The following is a 20026-nucleotide window of genomic DNA, read 5'->3' as shown; positions in this document are numbered from 1 at the left end:
GGCCGCGCTGACGCTGACCGGATCCGGCCGCTGGTCAGTCGACCACGCCATCGGGCTGCTGCCCTGGGCCCCATGGTGGACCGCCGCGGCCGCAGGCCTCGGCGTCTCCAGCGGACTGACGACTCGCGCCCTCCTCCACCGGCCGACCCGGCGCGACACCCGCCGGTCGCTCGGGTCCCCACTCCCCCAGCAAGTCGCACTCCTGCGGCCCGCACACGAGACGGCATGCGTGGCCTCAACTGCCCTTTTTCCAGGAGCTTTCATGGCGCCTGCCTCTGTGAAAGGGACCTGGAACGTGGAGGGCGAGGGCCTCGCACCCCAAGGGTGCGGCCCGCTCGATGCCGGTGACCTCGACCGCCCTGGCGAACTCGGCGTCGATCCGCTCTTGCCGAGCACCGGCCGAGTTCGCCGTTCCGCGTGCGCGACGATTTCAGCCATGAGCGCGAGGGCGGTGTTCACCCTCGGCATCGCCGCTCGCTGCGCCGGTCAGGATCGCGCTTGCGACAACGTCGAAGAGGTGATCTGCACGTGGCGCGAGCGAGCGTTGATCGCCGAGCCACGCGAGCGCCGCCACCAGCGCGAACAGATCGGCGCCGTCAATGTCGGTCCGCGCCATGCCCTCGTCCTGGGCACGGGTGAGGAGCCGTGCACCGGCCGCGCGCAGAGTGACGCACGAAACGTGGAGTGCGGACTCGGTGTCCTCGATGGCGGCTGCCATCAGCACGACCACGCCCCGGTACTCGGTTGTCCACCTGACGCAGTCGCGCAGCCACGAGACGAGGGCATCGCCGGGCGAGCCGGACGTTTCGAGGACGCCCGCCTTGGCGGTCAGCTCGTCGAAGCTCGTGCGGAGCAGGGCATCGAGCAGCGCCTCGCGCGTCGGGAAGTGACGCAGCAGCGTCGCCAGTCCGACATCGGCCCTGCGCGCGATGTCGCGCAGTGACACGTCGACGCCTTGCTCGGTGATGGCGGTGCCCGCCACTGCGAGCAGGTGGTCGCGGTTCTTCCTGGCGTCGGCGCGCACCTGTCCCCTTGACTATCCGGATCAGTGGTCCATATATTCGGATCAGTGGTCCACTTATGTGGATCGCTGATCCGAATAAGCCTATCCCGCAGCGCGGGCAGGAGAAAACCATGCCGACACACACGATGAGGGCGGTCCGGCTCCACGAGCACGGCGGCCCCGAAGTTCTGCGTTACGACGAGGTGCCGATTCCCGAGCCGGAGCCGGGCGAGGTGCTCGTTCGCGTGCACGCGGTCGGCGTCAACCCCCCCCGACTGGTACCTGCGCGACGGGATGTCCAACCTGCCTCCGGAGGTGCGGCCGAAGTTCAGCCTGCCCGTGATTCCGGGGACGGACCTGTCAGGCGTCGTCGAGGCCGTCGCCGCGGATGTGGACGGCCTCTCCGTCGGGGATGAGGTCTTCGGTCTCCTTCGCTTCCCCAGTTTCGACGGCAGCACTTATGCCGAGTACGTGGCCGCGCCCGCGTCGGACCTCGCGCTCAAGCCCGCCGGCATCGATCACGTGCACGCCGCCGGGGCCCCTATGGCCGGGCTCACCGCGTGGCAGTTCCTGATCGAGCTCGGACACGATCACCCGTCGCCCTTCCAGGCGGCGCAGCATCGTCCGGTGCCACTCGACGCCAACGTGACGGTGCTCATCAACGGCGCCGCGGGCGGTGTGGGGCACTTCGCGCTGCAGCTGGCGAAATGGAAGGGTGCACGTGTCATCGCGGTGGCGTCGGGCGCGCATGAATTGTTCCTGCGCGAGCTCGGCGCCGACGAGTTCATCGACTACACGAAGAGCCGTCCCGAGGAACTCGTGCACGACGTCGACCTCGTTCTCGACGCAGTCGGCGGCCCCGACAGCAGGCGCTTCCTGCGCACGCTCAAGCGCGGCGGCTCCCAGTTCCCTGTGTTCTTCGGTGAATTCGACGAAGAGGAGACCGAGAAGCTGGGCGTCACAGTCACGGGCACCCAGGTCCGCTCGAACGGCGCGCAGCTCGCCGAACTGGGTCGCCTGCTCGACGCGGGCACGGTCCGCGTCGCGATCGACAGCACGTTTGCGCTCGCGGATGCCCGGGCCGCGCACGAACGCGCCGCCCGAAGGCACATCCAGGGCAAGATCGTGCTCACGGTCGCTTAGGAACGAGCCGTACCACCGACGCGTCCGGCGCTCGTCCGCGGGGCACCGATGGCCATCGAGACGCCGATGTGGAGAGTCTGGCCACCGGTGCGGAGTCCACGACCCACACGTCGTCGCTCCACAGCGCCCTATCGGCTGCGAGCACCCCGATCGCTGTCCGGTCAGCTCGGCGGCTCGGCGCAGCCGCTTGTTGTAGCCGGGCCGCAGGGGCAGGTACGAAACAGGTGCCGCAGCCGGGCGTGGCGGTGCCGCACCCAGCGGGCTCGATCATCTAGGTGTCCAGGTTGCCGATCCGGCCGGCGAGAGTGCGCAAGGCTGCAAAAGACCGTGAGCCGGGTTCAGCTGTGCTCACGAACAACCACTGGCCCGGGTCGCCTGGAAATATAAGGGTCTCATAGTTCAGGGTGATTTCGCCGAGCAAGGGGTGCCGGTAGTGTCTGGTGCCGTGGGAAAACTCCTCCACGTCGTGCGCGGCCCACCATCGGCGAAATTCTGCGTCCGCCGCCGACAGTTGATCGATCAGCTCGGCCAGTTGCGGATCGTTCGGATGCCGACCCGCATGCAAGTGCAAACCCGTGACAAGCATGCGGGCGGCCATGTCCCAGTCGACAAATAGTTCACGTGCCGCAGGGTCGAGAAACATGAATCGCGCCAAATTGCGCTCGCGAGCCGGCATGGCCTCGAAATCGACGAATATCGCGCGCGCCATCGCATTGAGGGCGAGGACGTCCATGCGGCCGTCCAGGATCATGGCAGGGGTATCCCGAAGCGCCTCAAGCAGTGCGTACGCACCCGGGCGCACTCGCCTCGGACGGGCAGGCCGGCTCACCCTGGCCGCGGAGTGCGGCCTGGCCAGGTTGAACAGATGCGCACGCTCGGCATCATCCAGCCGCAGAGCGCGGGCTACGGCCTCCAGCACTGCTTCGGAGGCATTGGCCACCCGTCCGCGCTCCAGGCGGATGTAGTAGTCCGCGCTCAATCCGGCGCAGAGGGCGACCTCCTCGCGGCGAAGTCCTGGAACACGGCGGCTCGCCCCCGGTGTGACCCCGGCCTGCTCGGGAGCGACCCGGGCGCGCCGCGAGCGCAGAAAATCGCTCAGCTCCTTGTTGTCACCCGAAGCGGACGATGCCTTGGCCATATATTGAGGCTAGCCCTCGGCGCGCCACCACGGCAAGACACGCAGTGGAATGGTACGGCCACTTAAGCTGGTCCCCGTCAGCGAGAAGGGAGCTGGAGCAGCCGCCCGGAAAAGCAGAATGGAGTCGCGCTGTTTTCTGCCGTACAAGCGACTGAAGTCGGCGGGCGGGCGTTCTTCGGTAATCCTGGCGGGTGAAGGACGGCGGATTCGCATCGCCTCCATGAATTTCCGTGAAAGTGGACCGTCGAGGAAGTTACTGGGGCAGCTGGCCATGTGCCCGGCACGGGATCGCCTTCCGCGTCTGTCCGGGCTGAGACGCCGCGCTCCCGGGGTACCCGCAAATGTGCGAGCCGAGGCTGGGTTACCGCCCACGGCCGCACACACGCTCCGGCAGTCGCTGCCGCGAGCCGCCCGCACCGGCCGCCGCCGTCCGGCCCGCCGGCGGCGGCGGCCAGGTCCCCGGTCCCGGGCGCCCACGACGTACTGCGGGCGGAGCCGGCGGGGGGGTCGAATGACTTGCAGTCCTCCAGGCGCCGTCCCGGGGGCCGCGTCGGCAACCTCTTCGCCCGCCTCCGTGCCGGCGAGGTCGAACTGCGTTCCCCGAAGCACCCACCACTCATTGCTCAGCGATGGGGCTGGGGGGGGCCTGCCAGTACCTGGACCAGTGGGCCACGGCCGAAGCAGGCCTGCTGGACCGCTCCCCCACGGCCTCCCGGCTGGTTCTCTGGCATTGCACGCCGACGTCAAGAAGCAAGGACATCCGCATGGATCTGAAGCTCGAAATGATCGTGCTCCCCGTCTCCGACACCGACCGGGCCAAGGCCTTCTACGAGAAGGCCGGATTCCGCCTGGACGTCGACTACACGGCGCGTGAGGACTTCCGGGTCGTGCACTTCACGCCGCCCGGCTCCGAGTGCTCGATCATCTTCGGCGAGGGGATGACGCCCGTCGCACCCGGCTCGTTCCAGGGCCTGTACCTCATCGTCTCCGACATCGAGGAGGCCCGCGCGGAGCTCGTCGGCCGCGGCATCGAGGTCAGCGAGATCTTCCACGACGCAGGCGGCCTATTCCACGGCCACGGGGGCGGAGACGTCACCCACCGCGGCCCCGGCCAGGAGCGGCTGGCCGGCCTGCACCCCGAGCGCGCCTCCTACGGCTCCTTCCTCACCTTCAGCGACCCGGACGGCAACGGCTGGGTGCTCCAGGAGGTCTCGAAGCGCCTCCCCGGCCGCTGACAATCCCACAAGCCACCGTCCACGGGCTGCAACGGGCCGTGTCCGGCCCGGATGGCAGCCAGTCCGGCCCAGCGGTGCTCGCGGTCCTGACCGAAGGCCGGCACCGGACCGCCGGGCGAGCGCAAGGGGGGTCTCCGCTGTCCAGCTGCCGCAGGGCCGCGCCGGCCAGCGGGCACCGCGGGCACCCCGCAGGCACCGACAGACGGCTCTGCCGCCGGGGCCGTCCCATCCCGTGACCGGCCCCTCGACCCCGTGCGGTGCGGCGGCCCCGGCGCCGTCCGCGCCGGTGAACGGCAGACGCGGCCGGCAATGGGCCGCGGCCGCCGCAGTGTCCGGCCCGACTCACGGAAGCAATGAGGAACGAAACAGTGAGGAACACAGCAGTGACGAACGAGACAACCCGCACCTACGACGTGATCGTCATCGGCGGGGGGCCGGTCGGCGAGAACGTGGCCGAACGCGCCCGCGCCGCAGGGCTCAGCACCGTGATCATCGAGCGCGAACTGCTGGGCGGTGAGTGCTCGTTCTGGGCCTGCGACCCCAGCAAGGCGCTGCTGCGGCCGGTGGTGGCACGTGCCGACGCGAGCCGCGTACCCGGACTCGACCCGGCGGTGGCCGGCCCATTGGACGTCGAGGCGGTCCTCGCTCACCGCGACAAGATGTCCTCGTACTGGAAGGACGAGGACCAGGTCGACTGGCTGAACTCGGTCTCCGTCGACCTGATACGCGGCCACGGCCGCCTCACCGGCCCCAAGCAGGTGGCCGTGCAGACCCCTGAGGGCGACACCATCGCCCTGACCGCCCGGCACGCCGTCGCCGTCTCCACCGGCACCCGCGCCGCACTGCCCCCCATCCCCGGGCTCGACACCGTCGGTCCCTGGACCAGCCGCGAGGCCACCAGCGCCGACAAGGTGCCCGGTCGCCTCGCCGTCGTCGGAGGCGGTGTGGTCGCCGTCGAGATGGCCACCGCCTGGCAGGCCCTCGGCTCCCAGGTCACCATGCTCGTCCTCGAGAACGGGCTCCTGGAGCGGATGGAGCCGTTCGCCGGCGGACTGGTCGCCGACGGACTGCGCGAAGCAGGCGTCGACATCCGCTTCAACACCACCGTCACCTCCCTGGCCCGCGCGGGCGGCGAAGACGGCGAGGTGCGGATCACGCTCTCCGACGGCGGGCAGCTGGCCGCGGACGAGATCCTGCTGGCGACCGGCCGCGCCCCGCAGACCCGCGACGTCGGCCTGGAGACCGTCGGTCTCACCCCCGGCGACTGGCTGACCGTCGACGACACCTTCCGTGTCACCGGCGTCGACGGCGGCTGGCTCTACGCCGTCGGCGACGTCAATCGCCGCGCCCTGATGACCCATCAGGGCAAGTACCAGGCCCGCATGGCCGGCACCGTCATCGGCGCCCGCGCCAAGGGAGAGCCCGTCGACGACGCCCCCTGGGGCGCGCATGTCGGCACCGCAGACCACTCGGCCGTACCCCAGGTCGTCTTCACCACCCCCGAGGTCGCCTCCGTCGGTCTGACCAGCCGCGAGGCCGAGCAGAGCGGGCGCCGCATCGAGGTCGTCGACTACGACCTCGCCCACGTCGCCGGCGCCCACCAGTACGGCGAGGACTACCGCGGCCGGGCCCGCATGCTCGTCGACACCGACCGCAACACCGTCGTGGGCGTCACCTTCGCCGGCCCCGGCGTCGGGGAACTGGTGCACTCGGCCACCATCGCGGTCGCCGGCGAGGTGCCCCTCGACCGGCTCTGGCACGCCGTCCCCGCCTTCCCCACCCTCGGCGAGGTCTGGCTGCGGCTGCTGGAGACCTACCGCGGCTGAGCATGCTCCATCCGCCGAACGAGGCTCCGGCATGGCCCGGGGGCGGGCGCTGCGGGGCTTCGCTGCCCCTCAGCGCCCGCGCCCGGGCCTGAAAGCACTCGCACGTGGGGCTGTCGACGGCACCGGCCAGGATGCCCGGCCGACGGCAACCGCGCCTCTCAGGCGCCACTTCCTGTACCTCCGCTGGTCACACCCGGTGACCGCACGTCCTCGTCCGGCGCTGTGCGTCGTCGGTCGTCTCAGGAGACTATGGAAGCACCAGAACGGCACGGAAAACATTCCAGCGCTGCAGCTCCAGGGCCTGCGCTGGGCGCGCGTCGGCCTGGCAGGTGGAAGGAGCACCTGGGATGAGTGGAGCGGGATCCCTCCGACCGACTGCCCACCCAATGCGTACGGACCGGTCAGCCGATCACGGTGGCTCGTGTGGACGAGTGGGATCTGGCGCGCATCGCCCGTGACGCCGCGGCCGCCGCCGTCCTGGCCAGTGTCGGCATCGCGCGATACCGCTGGCCGCCCAGGTCCGGGCACTCGGCGTCCTGGGGCTGATGCGCGGCCGCAATCAACTGCCCTTCAACGCGGACGACGTCACCCTGGCCGGTGAGCTCGCCGGCCGAACTGCAGTGTCCCTCGACAACGCGCGCCTGTACCAAAGCGTCCGCAACACTGCGGTGACGCTCCAGCGCAGCCTGCTGCCCCGGCCGACGCCGCCCGAGAGTCTGGAGGTCGCCACCCGGTACCAACCCGCCGTAACCTCCACCGAGGTCGGTGGCGACTGGTTCGATGTCATCCCCCTCGCGGAGGACAAGACCGCGCTCGTGGTGGGCGACGTGATGGGCAGCGGCATCGATGCGGCCGCCACGATGGGCCGCCTGCGCACCGCCACCGCGAACCTGGCCGACCTCGACCTCCCGCCCGCCCAGGTGCTGCAACGCCTCGACAAGATCACCGCCGGTTTGGATCCCTACATCGCCACCTGCATCTACGCCGAATACGACCCGCACAGCGACCTGTGCCGCATCGCCGCAGCCGGACACCTGCCCCCCGTACTGACACCTGCAGGCAGGCCGCCCGAGCTGCTCGACCTACCCTCTGGTGCGCCACTCGGGGTCGGCGGCGTCCCCTTCGAAACGACCACCGTGCCCTTGCGCCGCGGCGATCAACCGGTCCTCTACACCGACGGCTTGGTCGAAACACGCCGCGATGCCATCGACGAACGACTCGGCCTCCTCCTGCGCGTACTCGACGGCCACGACCTCTCCCTGGAAGAGACCTGCGACCGGCTCCTGGAAGCACTGCGCGATCCGGACGACCACGACGACGTGTCCGTACTCATCGCCCGGCCCAGACCCCGGCCCTGACTCACCGCCGACGGCTGCCGGGGTACAGGACTCCTTGACTCCTTGCGGTGATGGACGGCGGCCGCGGCAAGGAGGACATCCCGGTGGACCGGGCTGCCGAAGTACGTGGCGTACAGGATCGCCGCCAGGTGTGGAGCGAGCCCGGGGTGCCGGGACAAAGCCGCCCGCGCCATGCGCTCGGCGTACTCGTCAGGGGCGCGGGCTCGGGTGGGGCTGATCGGGGTGGGGTCTCCGAGGAGAACAGCACCACGTGCGGGCGGTCTTGAGGTACGGCGTGCGTCACGGCGCCGTCGCCGCCGACTCCTGGGATGTGCTGGTCGCGGTGCGGTAGAAGTCGGCTGCGGCGACGGTGGCGGGGACGCCGAGTTCGGCGGCGACCGCGGTGATCGCGGCGGCGCCGGCGGCCAGGTCGGCATGGCCGCCGGTGGTGAAGAACGGTGCGATGAACTTCTCGTAGTGCGCTCGGGCTTCCTCCTCGGTCTGTCCGCCGAGGAAGGTCCGCATGTGCCGTACCGTGGTGTCGGGGTCTTCGCGGATGACCTGCAGGGCGTGCCGGTGGGCTCGTACGACGGCCTGGACCGCGGGGTCGTCCGGGTGGATGTGGGTGGGGTCGACGGCCACGCCGACGGTGGGGATCCGGAAGTGTTCGCCGACCCAGGCCAGCACCTGCCAGCCGTTCTCGGCGGCTACCGCCTCCGGCGCCATGGTGCTGCCGACCAGGGCGGCATCGAGTGTGCCCTCGCGCAGCCCGCGCAGATCCATGCCGTAGTCGCCGGGCATGCGGACGACGGTGTGGAGGTCACGGTCCGGGTCGAGGCCGGCCTTGCGCAGCACGATCCTGGCGAAGCACCCGGGTGCGGTGCGGGGGGCGTGCACAGCCAGCCGCCGGCCGGCCAGATCGGCCAGTGAGGTCAGGCCGGGGCGGGCGAGGAACCAGAAGAGCGGGCGGTCGGTGTTGACGTGGAGTGCCACCCAAGGGGTGCCGTCGGTCAGCCGTGACAGCAGTGCCCGGCCGAGGCCGATGGTGGCGCAGCGGCGCAGCCGCTCCTCGTCCCAGGTGCAGCCGTCGCGCAGTGAGACGTGGACGCCCTCGTCGGCGTAGTAGTCCTGCTGGTCGGCGATGTAGGCGGCCAGCTCCTCGTGCAGGCCGCGTCCGACGTAGGCAAGGTCGATGGTGTGCATGGACGCCCTTCGTTGATCGTGTCACCGCCGCTCGCCGCGCGTTTCGCGGGCGTCGCGGTCGTGGTGCTGAGGGGCCGGTGTGCCGGGTGCGTGCCGGACCGGGACGGTCCCCGTGCGCGGGGGTCAGCAGTGGTACGTCAGTACATGGACATCCCGCCGTTGACCGGAGCCGTGGTACCGGTCATGAAGGCGTTGTCCTCGCCGGCGTAGAAGGCGACCGCCTGGGCGACGTCCACCGGGCGCGCGAGCCGGCCCAGGGGTGTGGCGGCCACCTGCCGCTGCTTGAGCGCATCGTCCAGCACATTGGCCGTCATGCGGGTGTCTTCCACGGGACCGGGAGCGACGACGTTGACGGTGATGCCGTGCGGGCCCAGTTCCTGTGCGAGGTACCGGGCGAACTGTTCCAGTGCGGCCTTGGACGTGCCCAGTGCGATCATGCCTTCCCGGGGCCGGCGGCTGAGGCCGGTACCGAGATAGACGATGCGTCCCCACCCCTGTCCGGTCATGGTGGGCAGGACGGCCTTCGTGACCGCGAACGCCGCACGCATCTCGGCGTCGATTTTGCCGCCGAGTTCCTCCCACGTCATGTCCTGGAACGACTTGACCGCATAAGGGATCAGCGCGTTGTGCACGAGCACGTCGATGCCGCCCCATGCCGCCCGGACCTGCTCGACCATGCTGTCGACGGCCGCTGCCTCGCGCACGTCGGCCTGCACGGCCATGGCCTGGCCGCCTGCGGCCTCGATGCCGGCCACCACATCCTCGGCCGCCTTGCCGCTGCTGAGGTAGTTGACCACCAGACGCATCCCTCGCGCGGCCAGAAGTCGCGCGGTGGCCGCCCCGATTCCGCTGCTGGCCCCCGTCACCAATGCCACCCTGCCGGTTGCCCCAGTCATGGCCCGCTTCCTCCTCTTCTGCCGGGCGGTTCCGCGCGGGCGTGTGGAGGCATCTCGCGCGGGACGGCATGTCCAGGATGCGCGCCGATTCGGGGCGCCGCGCGGTGTACGTCCCTCCATGTGGATCAGCCGCTGACGGTCTTTCCGTAACAGGCGTGGCAGCCGGGCGGCAGACATCCGCTGAGGGGGCGGCCCGCGGTGTCAGGTGACACGCCGCAGGCAGTGGGGGTGAGGTCGGCGAGGGTGGGGTAGCCGTCGACGGCCGTGATCAAGTCGGCTTCGGCGAGCAGGGCCCGCAGGACGTGGACGATGCCGGCTTCGCCGCCGTAGGCGAGGCCGTAGGCATAGGGGCGGCCAACGCCGACGGCAGTGGCGCGCAGGGCGACGGCCTTGATGATGTCGGCTCCCGTACGGACACCGGAGTCGAACAGGGCGGGCGTCCGGGCGGCGGCGTCGACCACGGCGGGCAGGGCTTCGAGGGCGGGCAGGCCGCCGTTGGCCCGGCGTCCGCCGTGGTTGGAGCAGTGGATGCCATCCACGCCGGCGTCCTTGGCGCGACGGACGGAGGGCGGCCCGGGCCAGTGGCGCACGGGCCGCCCTCAGCGGCGTCCTCGGTGCTCAAAGGAGCATGCGGTGGCTCCGGGAGGTGCCACGGGCGGCGCCGACGACGACGTCCCACCAGCGGTGGTCCCAAGGGGGCCCCTCGGGACGGCCGTTTTGGCAGCCTCCGTGGTCACGGTCCTCGCACGGGGTGCAGGCCACGACGGTGAGCCGGTTGCTGGTGGCGGTGACGGTGGGGCCGCCGGGGCCGCCGGCGATGGCGGTGGCGGTCGCGACGTCGGTGATCCTTCCCGCGGCGACGTCGGCCGCGGTCGAGGTGTAAGCGGCGGTGCAGGCGAATGACGCACCCGGTGCCAGGGTCCCGGCCGGGCACGTCACCGTCGGAGTCCCGGGGCCGTCGTCGGTGACGCTGAGACCGCCGCCACCGGCGCCGTGCCGCGGCCGGCCGCGTAGTCCCTGTGGCCGGAGAATGTGCCGCCGCCGTTGTTCAGCACTACCGGGACCTCGCCCTCGTCGGCGCCGGCCGTCACGATGTCGGCCTTCCTGTCACCGTTGAAGTCGCCCACCGCCAACGCCACCGTTGGCCGGTGGGCCGCGATGGGGCGGGCGACGTGCGAGGCGGAGCCGACGCCCACGGCGACCTGCGCCGGGCCTGCGGCGCCAAGGGCCAGCGGCAGCGCGGCCGCGGCGACCGGCAGGGCGAGCCACGGGCGTCGTGTCCCTTCGGGGCGGTTCCGGCCGTATCTCGTCACGAACTGGGGCGGTATTATGATCGTCTCCGTGGCGGCGGTGATGGGCGCCCATGACAGGTCCGGATGTGGTCGCTGACGACCTCGTGGCTCATGGGGGGGTTCACCCCGGGCAGGCAGCCCTGCGGGCCGGATCCGCGGGCGCTCGCCCCGTCGTGTGACGCGCGATCGGTCCGCCTTGCGGCTCAAGGGCGTACTGCTCGAAGCGCATGCGGAGATCAGCGGATAACCGCAGATGGAAGTGGGTTTCCGTTGATCCGGAACTCAGTACAAGCGCAGCCGCGACCCGGGGCAAACTGATGGCCGCCAGTCGTGGATGTCCCGTGTGCGCGAGGGCCGAAACGGTCTGGGTGCGTTCAGCTCCGGTCTGCCCAGCGCGCAGGATGCGGGGCGAACCCCGCATCCAGCCCGGAGAAGCCGGCCCTGGTGCACGCACGCGTGCTGCCCGGTCCGCCACCCGCTGCGGGTGGCGGACCCAGGGCGGGGTTCAGGTCCCGGCCCGCTCGGAGGCCAGCAGGTCGCACAGTTCGGCCACCGCCTCGCGGAGCCTGTCGGCGAAGGCGCGCATCTGGTCGGCCACCGGCAGCGGTGTGCTCAGGTAGAGGTGGAACCGCTCGGGCAGCAGGACATAGGCCACGCCGATGCAACGGCTGCTGGTCGACCCGAAGCCGAAGTACTGGATGCCGGCGGACGGGGCGGAGCTGGTGCTCAGGTAGTCGTCCCGCATCGTCAGCCAGCCCGGGGTCCGGTACAACGCGGGCTGCTCGGGCACTGCCAGTTCCGTCCCGCGCCGCCGCTGGATCAGTTCCAGTTCCCACAGGTGCTGCTCGGGCGCCTGCCCGGCCTGACACTCTTTCGCGCGTTCCACATGTCTGCCTGCGGCGGCCCGGAACGCGGCGCGCCGGGTCGCCGCGTCCGCCGCCGGGTCGTCCATCACGGTCACGAAGGCGCGCATCTCGGGGGTGACGACGCGCATCGCCTCGGTCCGCCCGTGGCGGTACTGGCGGGTGGCGATCGATTCATACGTGGCGCCCAGCAGCCCCTTGGCGCGCCAGTGGGCGAGCTGGTAGGCGACCTGGACGAACGCGTCCGGCGACACGCCCAGCGCCTTGGCCGTGCCGCTGCCGAAGCCGCTGAAGGAGACGGTGGCGGTGGCGGTGTTCTCGCCGTACGCGGCGAACGCTTCGGCGGCAGAGCGCACCTGGGCCCGCAGGGCGTCGTCCAGCTCGAACACGATCGGCTCCAGCGCCGGTTGCCCCTGGGCGCGGGCTCCTGACTGCCGGGAGTGCTCCTCGGCCGGGGTGCCGAGCAGGGCATCGGTGAAACTGAGAATGGTGGTCCCGTCCAGCTCGCAGTGTTCGACGTTGATCCCTGCGCGTCCGTCGGCGAACACGATCAGGGACACGGCCTTGTCGAACCAGCGGTTGCCTCGGTCTCCGTAGAGCAGCTCGTCGCAGGCGTCCTGGATGTCCGCAGGCGCGAAATCCTCCAGGCAGACGCAGAACAGGGCAGTCTCGACGTCGTCCAGCGCCTCCGCGTTGCGCGGGTGGCGGGCGAGCAGGGACTCGCGGGCGGCCGCCCATTCGGCGCGGGCCATGGTGGTGAGGTGGCCCACCGAGGTGTCCGGGCCGGCCGGCTCGGAGCCGGCCTTCATCACGGCGCGCAGGCCGGCCTCGAGGTCGTCCAGGCTGTGCGGGACGCCGCCGGGGCCGAGTACGTCCAGCCGGAACATGCTGCCCCGGTGGAAGACGACGATGTGCCGGGCCCTGGACGGACCGGGCGACTGCTCGCTGTAGGGGGCGCGGACGGTGTCCTGCTGCGCGCCGGGGATCCGGGTGGTGGAGAACAGGAACTTGTTCTGCACCATCGACTGGGGCCGGCCGCGCAGAGTCACCGGCGCGATGAGCTCCTGGTCGAGCTGGCGCTTGTAGTTGAGGGCGCCGGCGATGAGTCCGGCCGCCCGCTCCACCTGCGCCTGGCCGGTGTCCTGGAACAGGAAGAAGAAGTTGGCGTTGAGCGCGATCCGGTCCCTTCGGCCCAGGTATCGGTACGGCCAGAACGTGTCGAGCCAGCTGTGGACGCCGTCTGTGGCGTCGTACTCCTCCAGCGCGGCGTGCAGCACCCGGCCTGGACTGTCAGGCCGCAGAAAGGCGGCCACCTCCGCCTGGGTGGCTGCCAGTTCCTCGGCGGTCAGCAGCGGCGCGCACCACGCGAGGAACCTCTCGCAACTCGCCTCCAGCGTCGGCAGCGGCACGCGCGGCAGGCCGTCCTCCTGGGCGAAGGTCGCACCGACCGCGCTTTCCTGACTGGTGTTCAATTCGGCTCTTTTCTCGAGTCGTGCGGACCTGTGGTGTCCTCGCAGGAGGCGAGCCCTCCGGCCCAAGGCTCCGATGTGCCGTCGCCCGGCCGGGAGAGGTAGAGCTGCGCGTGGAGCCAGCCTTCCGTCTCCAGACCCCGAGCATCCACCCCGGCGGCCGACATCGTCTCGAGTACGAGGGCCTGTTCCTCCGGGGAGGCGAACCGTCGCTGTCTGAAGACCTCGTCGACCCGGATCGTTTGGTACCCCAGTTCGGCCAGGGCGCGTTCGACGGGATCGAACGGGAACATCCGGAGCACGAAGTGCGCCATCCAGGGCCTGCGGCCCTCCTGCGCCCGGACCACGTGGGTGAGCGTCCGCTCGGTGACGTATCCCAGGCACCCCGTCGAGATCACCAGGTCCGTCCCGGCGAGCTGGGCGCGCTGCCGGGGCGTGGGGGCGTGCTCCTCCAGGTCGGCGTGCACCCCGGCGTCGAGGAACCCGGCATCGAGCGCGTAGGACAGCGCGCTGCCGGAGGTGTCCAGGCCGACGAAGCGGATGTCCTGCGCGGGCCGCCGGGACCGGGCCAGCTCCCGGTCCCGGGCCAGGAGTTCCGTGCGCGTGCCGGCATCGGCAGCCGTCGCGGCACCGCCATCCGGGCCGCAGTAGCGCGCGTACAGCTCGTCCATGGTCGCGTCGTACTTCAGCAGGGCGGCGTTGATCCCGTAACTGCAGCCTATGTCCAGTACCTGGGGCACCGCGACGTGCCGGGACTCCCGGTACTCCTTGATGAGCTTGGCGAAGTAGGGCTTGGCATGCTGCGGCACGCAGTAGCCGAGAGGGCGGAGCACGCGGAAATAGCTGCGCGGATCGGGCTGGGTGTAGATGTGGTCAAGGGAGACCTTTCCGGTCGTGTCGAAACGCACGGGGCTCTATTCCTCCGTGGATCGCAGAGTGAGGGAAACGGCCGGCGACCGCGGGACCTCGCCGCCAGTCAGTCGAGCAGTCGGTCGCCCCGTACGGCCCGGCCCTCGGCCGCCAGGTGCTCGGGCAGCACCCGGCCGAAGAGCTGCCGGGTCCGGGCCACGCTCCCGATGACGCCGGGGCGCTCGCTGTAGGCGAAGATCGCGGAGTGGCGCGCGGCCTCGCCGCGCACCGGGCTCACGCGGTGCAGGGAGTAGCGGCCCTTGAACAGCTGCAGGTCGCCAGGTTGCAGGGCGAGCCGCCGGATCAACCTCTCGCCCCGGCCTTCCAGCACGTGCCGTACGTCGTCGAAGCACTCGTCCTGGGCGGACCTGATGTTGGGGCAGTACTCGAAGACGCCGCCGGCCTGCGCCTCCTGTGTGAGCATGCTCACGGTGAACTCGTTGGTGTCGAAGTGCCACGGGTGCTCCATGCCCGGCAGGACGACATTGAGGACCAGTCCGGAGAGCGGGTCGGCCAGCTCGTGCAGCCGAGGCAGTCCGAAGCAGCGGGCGACGAAGTCCTGGAACGCCGTGTCGCAGTAGAGCCGGCTGATGAGGGAGCTCGCCGGGACACGGTCCCGCGCGACGAAGGCGTTGCCCGCCGGAACGTCCTGCGGCCGGGGTGGTCCTGCGGCAGGTCCGAGTCCACCGCGATGTTGTAGACGTTGACCGTTTCGGCGTCGTAGTGCGCCATGGGGGCGATGGCCGAGCACTCCTGCCGCAGGACGTCGCGGAGCGACGGACGGATGAAGTCAGGCAGGACGGTGCAGCCGAGAACCGCCAGTTCGCGCCGGGCGTGGGAGACCACGGCCTGCCCTGCGGCGCTGTCGAGTTCTGTCAGCGGATACCGAGCGGTGTCGACCACTTGGTCAAGCGCGATGGCTTCCGAAGTGCTCATGCGACCCTCTCCACGTGCGGGCAGACCGTCCCGAGGAATCCTGGATCCCCCCTGGCTCGTCGGCAACTCCCCCGAGAGGTACCCGGGTTGAAGCTCTCATAATGGCCGCCACGTTGTCTGTAACACACGACACTGAGTGGCCGCCTCCCCGGCCTGAAGGCCCGGGCATCCTGGGAGAGATCAGGTGAGTAGCCCGCACGAGGCTGTCCTCACCTGTATCGAGCGCCGGACCCTGCGGGACGCGAGGCGGCGTCAACCGTGTGCGGCCGGGAAACCCTCCTGCCGTCAGCGTGGCGACGTCAACTGCGTGGCCTTGGCGGGAAGCGTGTCCTGGCGTTCTCGGTGTGGGCGCGCATGACCTGCTGGGCGCGTACGTCATCGCGGGCGGCGATGGCCGCGATCAGCTCGCGGTGCTCCACCCAGGCCTGGCGGGCGATGGGTGTGTAGTACCGGCGGACCCTGCGCTCGACATGGGCGGCCAGCTCCGCGAGCACCGCGTTCCCGGCCAATTCCATGACACAAGCGTGGAACGTGGCGTTCGCGATCACCACCGCGTCCACGTCGTCGTCGGCGACCGCGGCCTCGCCAGTCGCGCACAGCTCGTCCAGCCGCTCAAGTCCCTCGGCGGAGGAGCCGACCGCGGCCAGGCGCGCCGCCTCGGTCTCCAGCAGAGCGCGGACAACGAAGAGTTGGTCGGTCTCGTCGCCGGTCGGCTGGTGGACGAAGGCACCCCGGGCGGGGCGAAGGTCCACCCACCCTTCGGTGTTCAACCGCTGCAGCGCCTCGCGTACGGGCTGCCGGGAGACGCCGAGGTGGTCCGCGAGCTCGCTCTCCGCCAGGTGCCGGCCAGGGTGCAGTGCCCCTGAGCTGATCAGCTCCAGCAGAGCCTCGTACACGCGCTCGCGCAGCGGTTTGGGGCGCTCCAGCTTGAACATCGATCCCTGCGGCAGTCCGTTGAACAGCATCGTGGCCTCCCCTGAGCTCTCCTGTTTCATTGATCCATGGGCCTCACTCGGCGTGAGGGAGAGTATCGAACGGCGAGATCGGATCGTGGCCCTGGACCGTGCGCCCGGCGGACACGACACTCCCACACGGCGACGTCAACGTCTTCGCCCGGCGGCTTGTTCGGGGGTGCTGGGCGCGTTGCCGGCGGTCCAGCCGGCGAGGAACGCGGTGGAGTTCCCCGGCCTGACGATCAAGGGCCGGTCGGGGAGCGCCACTCGGGCAGCGACCACCTCACCGACACCAGTGCCGCCGTGCCCCGTGTCCCACGGGGCCTGCACCGGTAACGCACGGCCGCGACGGGTCCGGTGCTGCCCAGCCGCCTCGGCGATCACTCGTCATCGCCTGCGTGTGCGAGCAGTTCCTCGGGTGACCAGGCCAGGCGTCCCTCTGCGAAATCGGCCAGCACGCCCCGGACCCACGCCAGCTCGGCCGCCGTCATCGTGCGCAGGTACTCCAGCTCCAGCGTCGAGATCCGCGGCAGCCCGCTTTCCGCTTCCCGGGCGAGGTCCGCCTCGTGCTGGGTGAGGGCCGCTTCCAGGGCCTTGGCGCGGCGGCTGAGGGCATCCCTCAGCGCCTCCGGGGTCAGCATCATGAGCAGCGACAGCGCGGCGGGAAACTCGGGGAACTCCCGCTTGGGCGTGGAGAGCATCTCGTCCAGCCAGCGGTGTGCCGTCTCGCTGCCCGCGTCGGTGACCTCGTAGACCGTGCGCTCCGGGTACTGCGCGTCCCGGCCCGTCTCGCGGACGGCGATCAGTCCGGCAGCGAGCAGGCGGTCCATGGTCCGGTACAGGCCTGCCCGCTGACCGACGTTGACGACCTGGTCCTTGCCCCATTCCTTGAGCAATCGCTGGATGCCGTAGGGGTGCAGCGGCTTGTAGTGCAGCAGGGCCAGGACGGTCAGGGCGAGGGGGGAACTCCGGGGCGCAGTGCTCATGGCCCGATACTACTCACGGTCGAACTAGTTGACTAGAGACTAGTAACAGTGCAACTATTTCGCCATGACGAACTCGACTGGCACGACGAACGGCAAGGTTCGCTCCGCACTGGTCATCGGCGGCGGTATCGCCGGTCCCGTCACCGCGATGGCGCTGCAGCAGGCGGGCATCGAGGCGACGGTCTTCGAGGCGTACGACGGCCCGGCCGACGAGGTCGGCGGCGGCATGGGCCTGGCGCCGAACGGATTCCAGGCGTTCGACGCGATCGGCGTGGGCGATGCGATCCGCGGGGTCAGCACCGCGATGAACGGCATCGTGCTGCGGAGCTGGAACGGCAAGAAGCTGGCCGAGTTCGGCACGCTGCCCGGTCTCGACCCGATGCGTTTCGTGATCCGCGCGGAGCTGTTTCGCACCTTGCGCCAGGCGGCCGAGGAGCGGGGCGTGACCACGCTCTACGGCAAGCGCATCGTCGACGCGCACGAGGACGCCGGCGGTGTCACCGCGCGCTTCGAGAACGGCAGCGCTGCGACCGCGGACGTGCTGATCGGCGCGGACGGGCTGCGCTCCACGGTACGCCGCCTGATCGACCCGACCGCTTCCGCGCCTCGGTTCGCGGGTACGGCGGGGTTCGGCGCGATGGTCGCCGACGCCGGCGTCGCGCCCACCGACGGCATGATGCACATGGCCTTCGGCAAGCGGTGCTTCTTTGCCTGGCAGGTTTTCGCCGACGGCACGGGCATGTGGTTCATCAACCTGCCGGTGGGGCAGCCGCTCTCGGTCAACGAGCAGCGCGAGCGCGGCGGCGCCTACTGGCTGGAACACCTGGCGAAGGTCTGCGAGGGCGACGCCACCCCGGCCGAGCCGATGCTGGCGGCCACCGACCCGAAGACGATGCTCTTCGCCGGCAGCACCGAGAACATGCCGCGGTCGGTGCGCTGGAGCCGCGGCCGGATGGTCCTCACCGGGGACGCGGCCCATGCGCCCTCCTCCAGCTCCGGCCAGGGCGCCTCGCTCGCCGCGGAGAGCTCCGTCGAGCTCGCCCGGTGCCTGCGCGACCTGCCCCTGCCTCAGGCGCTCGCCCGCTACGAGGAACTGCGCCGGCCCCGGGTGGAGCGGATCATCAAGGAGACCGCCCGTACCAACGCCCGCAAGGCCGCGGGCCCGGTCGCACGGGTGATCCGCGACGCGCTGCTGCCGACGATGTTCAAGCTCATGAAGCCCGAGAAGAACGCCTGGCAGTTCCAGTACCCGATCGACTTCGACTCCCCCGTGGCGTGAGGGCTGCCCGCGCGGCGACGCCGCCCGTGGACCGCGCGTCCTCGACTGGGCCGCCACATCGCGCGCGGGGGCCGGCGGCGCGGAACTGCTGTGCGGTCGGACTCGGCCGCGCTATCGGAGCGTTGACCGCTCGGCGGGTACCGAATGCGTTCCGTCCTTGAGCCGTGCGATCACCATCAGCTTGTTGCCGCGGCCGATTCGTCGCGACATTCCCTCGAGTACGGGCCAGACGTGAGCCAGGACCCTGCTCTGCACGGACGTCTTGGAGTACTCGCTGAAGATTCTCTGCATCTTGGCCCGCGGAGACGTGTCGCGGCGCAGCGAGATCATCTCGCAGCCGGCGCGGCCGAGGATCTCGCGCATCCCGGCCTCGGTGAAGTAAATCTTGTGTTCCCAGTAGTACATGTGCCCCGTGAGATCCACCCGCCCGCCGGTGATCGCTTCCAGTCCCAGCAGCAACGGACGAACGGGGAAGGCTGCATCCGGGGTTTCCATCAGCAGGAGCCCGCCCGGCCGCAACTTCGTCAGCGCCTGCGCAACGACCGGCAGAGGGTCATATAGGTGCTCGATGACATCCCAAAGAGTCACCGCGTCAATGGAGTCGTCCGGAACCAATTCGAGAAGGTCGTCACTGTGGCAGACATTCAGTCCGCGTGACCGGGCCGCGGCGACCGCGTCACGGTCCACGTCCACCCCGTAGGCGGACAGGCCGAGTTCCTCCGCGTAGGAGACGAAGTTCCCGATGCCGCAGCCGATGTCCAGTACGGAGTCAATGCGGTCCAGCTTCGCGGCGTGGTCGAGAGTGGCGGCGTAGCGCTGCTGGTACCCCTGGCGGACCGCGTCGTCCGCGTACATGTCGAACTTGTAGGCCTCCCAGTATTCGCTGACCGCGGTTGTGCCGGTGCCGCAACTCAGCCGGGGGTCCGGGCGGAAGTACTCCGTGCGGCAGCGCACACAGCGAATGAGGCGGTAGCGGGCGTCCACGACCAAGTGCAGGGGGCGGCCGTTCCCCAGGCAGGCGGGGCAATGCGTGTCCGGCATTTCGGCGGTCAGGCTTTCAACAGCCTCGTTCTCGGTGGACTCTGCCGAGGTGGCGCTCATTCCTGCCGTCCTTCCGGTGGCCAGAAGTGCTCTCGCCGCCTATTAGTTGGATTTGCATCATGTCGTGCGCGCCGGGCATTGCCGCTCATGACTTCGGCCGCCTTTGAATGTATCCGACGCGGTCGCCTGTTCCGGGCAGTCCGTTGCCGTTATTGCCGGATGTCGCACAAGCCGAATCTCCGGGGCCGCCACTGTTCCGGCCGCCGGTTCGGGCGGGCGGGCGGAGTTTTCCTGCGGTGAAGGCCCGCCGCGACGGGTTCCGCCCGCAGGCGCGGAGAGGGCCGGCTCGGGCCGTTCGAGCGAATCCCGCTGCGGCCGGGCGTGGGCCGAAATTCCGGTCGTGCGCGTCCCATCTGCCGTTTCGCGGAACTCGTTCTCGTGTCGGTCGTGAGCGGCGTGGGCGAGTCGCCTTGCGGGGGATTGAACGCACACCCTACCGTCCAACGCTGTCAGACGG

The 20026-nt window shown here is 70.4% G+C and carries 15 protein-coding genes and 4 pseudogenes; 5 read left to right on the top strand and 14 right to left on the bottom strand.

The window, feature by feature from the left end; genetic code table 11:
- Positions 1-430 precede the first annotated feature (430 nt).
- A complete protein-coding gene (locus tag ACWDAS_RS34530; RefSeq protein WP_450398747.1) occupies positions 431-1024 on the bottom strand; it encodes a TetR/AcrR family transcriptional regulator in 594 nt (197 codons plus the stop codon).
- Between the two features lie 110 nt (positions 1025-1134).
- On the opposite strand from ACWDAS_RS34530, the pseudogene ACWDAS_RS34525 reads away from it, so the two are divergent.
- Positions 1135-2146, top strand: a pseudogene (locus ACWDAS_RS34525) (NADP-dependent oxidoreductase).
- 82 nt (positions 2147-2228) lie between these two features.
- Here ACWDAS_RS34525 and ACWDAS_RS34520 read toward each other — a convergent pair.
- Together ACWDAS_RS34520 and ACWDAS_RS34515 are read right to left on the bottom strand one after the other, a co-directional pair.
- Positions 2229-2409 (bottom strand): annotated as a pseudogene (locus ACWDAS_RS34520) (IS982 family transposase); the annotation flags it as partial.
- An 8-nt stretch (positions 2410-2417) separates the two neighbouring features.
- Positions 2418-3284: a helix-turn-helix transcriptional regulator gene (locus ACWDAS_RS34515; RefSeq protein ID WP_450398745.1), complete on the bottom strand. Its 867-nt coding sequence runs from the start codon at positions 3282-3284 to the stop codon at positions 2418-2420.
- Positions 3285-4048: 764 nt separating this feature from the next.
- On the opposite strand from ACWDAS_RS34515, the gene ACWDAS_RS34510 reads away from it, so the two are divergent.
- From ACWDAS_RS34510 to ACWDAS_RS34500, 3 genes and pseudogenes are all read left to right on the top strand, one after another.
- Entirely contained in the window at positions 4049-4519 is a 471-nt protein-coding gene (locus ACWDAS_RS34510) for a VOC family protein (RefSeq protein WP_450398743.1), read from the top strand.
- 353 nt (positions 4520-4872) lie between these two features.
- Positions 4873-6345 (top strand): dihydrolipoyl dehydrogenase family protein, encoded by a 1473-nt coding sequence (locus ACWDAS_RS34505; RefSeq protein WP_450398741.1) that lies wholly within the window; start codon positions 4873-4875, stop codon positions 6343-6345.
- A 366-nt stretch (positions 6346-6711) separates the two neighbouring features.
- Positions 6712-7703 (top strand): annotated as a pseudogene (locus ACWDAS_RS34500) (PP2C family protein-serine/threonine phosphatase); the annotation flags it as partial.
- A 279-nt stretch (positions 7704-7982) separates the two neighbouring features.
- Here ACWDAS_RS34500 and ACWDAS_RS34495 read toward each other — a convergent pair.
- The 10 genes and pseudogenes from ACWDAS_RS34495 to ACWDAS_RS34450 form a co-directional block, all read right to left on the bottom strand.
- Positions 7983-8885, bottom strand: coding sequence for an ABC transporter substrate-binding protein (locus ACWDAS_RS34495; protein WP_450398739.1), 903 nt, complete (start codon positions 8883-8885; stop codon positions 7983-7985).
- Positions 8886-9022: 137 nt separating this feature from the next.
- Complete coding sequence (locus tag ACWDAS_RS34490; protein ID WP_450398770.1) at positions 9023-9751, bottom strand: SDR family NAD(P)-dependent oxidoreductase; 729 nt, start codon at positions 9749-9751, stop codon at positions 9023-9025.
- Positions 9752-10005: 254 nt separating this feature from the next.
- A pseudogene (locus ACWDAS_RS34485) lies at positions 10006-10353 on the bottom strand (alpha-hydroxy-acid oxidizing protein); the annotation flags it as partial.
- 46 nt (positions 10354-10399) lie between these two features.
- Entirely contained in the window at positions 10400-10720 is a 321-nt protein-coding gene (locus ACWDAS_RS34480) for a DUF7507 domain-containing protein (protein WP_450398737.1), read from the bottom strand.
- On the bottom strand, positions 10717-11094 hold the full coding sequence (locus ACWDAS_RS34475; RefSeq protein WP_450398735.1) for an FG-GAP repeat domain-containing protein: 378 nt from the start codon (positions 11092-11094) through the stop codon (positions 10717-10719). Before ACWDAS_RS34475 ends, ACWDAS_RS34480 begins: the two co-directional genes overlap by 4 nt.
- A 484-nt stretch (positions 11095-11578) precedes the next feature.
- Positions 11579-13408 (bottom strand): choline/carnitine O-acyltransferase, encoded by a 1830-nt coding sequence (locus tag ACWDAS_RS34470; protein WP_450398733.1) that lies wholly within the window; start codon positions 13406-13408, stop codon positions 11579-11581.
- Entirely contained in the window at positions 13405-14313 is a 909-nt protein-coding gene (locus ACWDAS_RS34465) for a class I SAM-dependent methyltransferase (protein ID WP_450398732.1), read from the bottom strand. Before ACWDAS_RS34465 ends, ACWDAS_RS34470 begins: the two co-directional genes overlap by 4 nt.
- 68 nt (positions 14314-14381) lie before the next feature.
- Positions 14382-15065 (bottom strand): HalD/BesD family halogenase, encoded by a 684-nt coding sequence (locus ACWDAS_RS34460; RefSeq protein ID WP_450398730.1) that lies wholly within the window; start codon positions 15063-15065, stop codon positions 14382-14384.
- A 484-nt stretch (positions 15066-15549) separates the two neighbouring features.
- Positions 15550-16215 carry a GntR family transcriptional regulator gene (locus tag ACWDAS_RS34455; protein WP_450398728.1) on the bottom strand — a complete coding sequence of 222 codons (666 nt, stop codon included), beginning with the start codon at positions 16213-16215 and terminating at the stop codon, positions 15550-15552.
- 368 nt (positions 16216-16583) lie between these two features.
- Positions 16584-17189: a PadR family transcriptional regulator gene (locus tag ACWDAS_RS34450; protein WP_450398726.1), complete on the bottom strand. Its 606-nt coding sequence runs from the start codon at positions 17187-17189 to the stop codon at positions 16584-16586.
- A gap of 64 nt (positions 17190-17253) precedes the next feature.
- Here ACWDAS_RS34450 and ACWDAS_RS34445 point away from each other — a divergent pair, with 64 nt between their 5' ends.
- Complete coding sequence (locus tag ACWDAS_RS34445; RefSeq protein WP_450398725.1) at positions 17254-18468, top strand: FAD-dependent oxidoreductase; 1215 nt, start codon at positions 17254-17256, stop codon at positions 18466-18468.
- A gap of 111 nt (positions 18469-18579) precedes the next feature.
- Here the strand turns inward: ACWDAS_RS34445 and ACWDAS_RS34440 are convergent, their stop codons facing one another.
- Positions 18580-19569: a class I SAM-dependent methyltransferase gene (locus tag ACWDAS_RS34440; RefSeq protein ID WP_450398723.1), complete on the bottom strand. Its 990-nt coding sequence runs from the start codon at positions 19567-19569 to the stop codon at positions 18580-18582.
- Positions 19570-20026 lie beyond the last annotated feature (457 nt).

It is taken from the genome of Streptomyces sp. NPDC001070 (genome assembly GCF_053598835.1).
The sequence above is the reverse complement of the archived record's forward strand: the minus strand, read 5'-3'. Positions and strand labels throughout refer to the sequence as shown.

What these genes read in the sequence shown, in the direction of transcription:
- ACWDAS_RS34510 (WP_450398743.1), top strand. Translation starts at nt 4,049, where the DNA reads ATGGATCTGAAGCTCGAAATGATCGTGCTCCCCGTCTCCGACACCGAC.
- ACWDAS_RS34455 (WP_450398728.1), bottom strand. Translation starts at nt 16,215, where the DNA reads ATGCTGTTCAACGGACTGCCGCAGGGATCGATGTTCAAGCTGGAGCGC.
- ACWDAS_RS34445 (WP_450398725.1), top strand. Translation starts at nt 17,254, where the DNA reads ATGACGAACTCGACTGGCACGACGAACGGCAAGGTTCGCTCCGCACTG.
- ACWDAS_RS34450 (WP_450398726.1), bottom strand. Translation starts at nt 17,189, where the DNA reads ATGAGCACTGCGCCCCGGAGTTCCCCCCTCGCCCTGACCGTCCTGGCC.
- ACWDAS_RS34515 (WP_450398745.1), bottom strand. Translation starts at nt 3,284, where the DNA reads ATGGCCAAGGCATCGTCCGCTTCGGGTGACAACAAGGAGCTGAGCGAT.
- ACWDAS_RS34495 (WP_450398739.1), bottom strand. Translation starts at nt 8,885, where the DNA reads ATGCACACCATCGACCTTGCCTACGTCGGACGCGGCCTGCACGAGGAG.
- ACWDAS_RS34505 (WP_450398741.1), top strand. Translation starts at nt 4,873, where the DNA reads ATGAGGAACGAAACAGTGAGGAACACAGCAGTGACGAACGAGACAACC.
- ACWDAS_RS34440 (WP_450398723.1), bottom strand. Translation starts at nt 19,569, where the DNA reads ATGAGCGCCACCTCGGCAGAGTCCACCGAGAACGAGGCTGTTGAAAGC.